The sequence below is a fragment of the Kitasatospora sp. MBT66 genome, assembly GCF_000710405.2.
GTDB classification, from domain to species: Bacteria; Actinomycetota; Actinomycetes; order Streptomycetales; family Streptomycetaceae; genus Kitasatospora; species Kitasatospora purpeofusca.
This window is the reverse complement of sequence record NZ_JAIY01000010.1, coordinates 170487-172891: the sequence shown is the minus strand read 5'-3', so window position 1 is coordinate 172891 and position 2405 is coordinate 170487. Positions and strand designations below refer to the sequence as shown.

Below are 2405 nucleotides of genomic sequence, written 5' to 3'. Positions count from 1 at the left end.
ACCGGCACCGGCCGCACCCCCGCCCCACCGGGCGCCCCCGCCGACCCCGGCGCACCCGGCGCATCCGACACGCTCCCGGCGCACGTCCGCGCGCTCGTGCTCGCCCGCCTGGGTGCCCGCCCCGGCGACCTCGTCTGGACCGTCGGCGCCGGCAGCGGCGCCCTCGCCGTCGACGCCGCCCGCTTCGGCGCGGCCGTCGTCGCCGTCGAGGCCGACCGCTCCGCCTGCGCCCGGCTCGCCGTCAACGCCCGCCGCTACGGCGTCGAGGTCGAGATCGTCCACGGCCGGGGCCCCGACGTCCTCGGCGAACTCCCCGAACCCGACGCCGCCGTCGTCGAGACCGGCGGCCCGGAAGCCGTGCGCGCCGTGCTCTCCCGCCGCCCCGAACGGATCGTCGCCGTCGCCCGCACCCTCGCCGAGGCCGAGGAGGTCCGCCGCGTCATCGCCGGCGCCGGCTACCGCGCCGACGGCGCGCTGCTCCAGTCCGCGCCGCTGCTCCCGCCCGCCGGGGCCGCCGCCGACGGACCCGGCCTGCGCCTCGGCATGGGCGACCCGGGCACCTTCCTGCTCTGGGGCGCGCAGAAACCGTGAAGACCCGGTGGCGCCGGGTGGTGATCCCGGTGGGAGCCGGTGCCGATCCACGCGTCCCCGGGCCCTCCGGCCGCGTCCGCCCGCCGTGCCCTCCGGTCGGGCCGTGGGCCCGGACCCGGCGCACGGCCCGGCCGGACGGTGATCCAGGTCGCATCCGGACACCGATTCGGGAGGCGGCCTCCCCGGGCCGGTAGTGTGGCGTCCGGGACGGCTGCGGTGTCCGACAGCCCGCCCGATCCGGTCGGGTCCGGTGCCTTTCTGACATGGCGCAGACCGACGGGGTTCGGAGTGTGGGCAATTCGACGGGCCGCCCGCCGGACCTGGAGAATGCCGTAGGGTCCGGTGCGGTCGTGCCGGTTGCCCCGGCTTGTCGTTGTCTCAGATGACGCGCCGCCCCACCCGGGTGGCGCGCGGGCCGGGGTGCCGCAGCGCGCCGGAAGGATTTCGGCCGCAGCGCCTCGGCGCGGCGGCCGTGTGTGATTGAGGGGCGGGCCGGTGCAGGCCCGGCCCGTGCGGATGGGCGCTGCGGTCGGTGATCGTGTCGCCGAGGGCGCGGCAGCGGCCTGGAAGGAGCTTTGACATGACCGATGGCGGCCACGTCCCGAACGAGGGACTGCCGGAGCACCTGCTCGCCGGGCCCGACCGGCTCGGCGGCCCGGAGGGCGTCGCGGCTGTCGCACCCGTACAGGGCGTCGCGCTGGACGGCACCCTCCCCGGTGTGCCCGGGGTCGGCGTTCCCGGTGCGGTCCCGCCCGGCGCCGCCGTCCTCCCGCCGCAGGGCGTACCCGCCCACGGCGTCCCGGCCCACGGAGTGCCGGCCCAGGCCGTGCCCGTGCAGGGTGTCCCGGCACCGGGCGTCCCCGCACCGGGCACCCCGCTCGGCGCGCCCGGATTCGCCGCGCCCGCCCCCGGAGCGCCCGGCGCCGCCGGTGACGCCTGGGCCGCCGCCCCGCGCCCGACGTTCCACTTCGTCGACCAGCCGGACGGCCTCGACGACGAGGACGACGTCCTGCTGATGCCCGGTCCGCAGGGCTCCTGGGGCGAGCCGACGGCGCCCGCCGCCGACCAGGCCGCCGACCCGCAGACCCCGCCCGGCACTCCCGTCGAGCCGTCCTGGCCGCCGCTGGAGCCGCCCGTGCTCGGCGCCGACCAGGCCGGCGCCCCCCACGGCTTCGCGCCGCAGGCCGCCCCCGGCGTCCAGACCGTGCCGGCCCAGCAGCAGGGCCCCGAGCCGGTGACGGCCGTTCAGTCGCCGCGCCGACCGCTGCACGCCGGGCCGCCGATCCCGGACCCGTCCCTGATGACCGGCCAGGTCCCGGTCCGCTCGCTGGCCGACCGCGGCCCGTCGACCGGCAGCACGCCCGCGCACGGCATCCCGGTGGTTCCGGCCGCCGTCCAGCCCGAGCCGGTGGCCGTGCCCGTCGCCGTCCAGCCCGTACCCGCGCCGCAGCCGGTCGAGGCCGCCGTCCAGCAGCCTCCCGCCGTGCTGCCCGTTGCCGTTCCGGTCGAGGCGCCGGTCGTGGCCGAGGCGGTCGTCGAGGCGCCGGTCGAGGCCGTCCCCGAGACCACCGCGGCACCCGGGAACACCGAGCCGGCCGTCGTCGAGCCGGCCGCCGTCGCCGTCGAGGCCCCGGCCGGGGCTCCCATCGCCGAGGCTCCGACCGCCGAGGCTCCCGCCGCCGAGGGTTCCGCCGCTGCCGCCGAAGCCGCCGCCGAGGCACAGGCCGGGGGCGGTCAGCCGCGCCGCATCTCCGCCTTCCTCGCCGCGCCGACCCCGCACGGCCTCCCGCAGGTCGAGCCGGTCGCCGAGCCCG

Annotated in this window: 2 pseudogenes; both read left to right on the top strand. The window is 79.7% G+C overall.

Annotated elements, in window-relative coordinates:
- Window positions 1–591: pseudogene (locus BI06_RS49680) on the top strand (hypothetical protein); the annotation flags it as partial.
- Window positions 592–1171: 580 nt separating this feature from the next.
- A pseudogene (locus BI06_RS51175) lies at window positions 1172–2405 on the top strand (hypothetical protein); the annotation flags it as partial.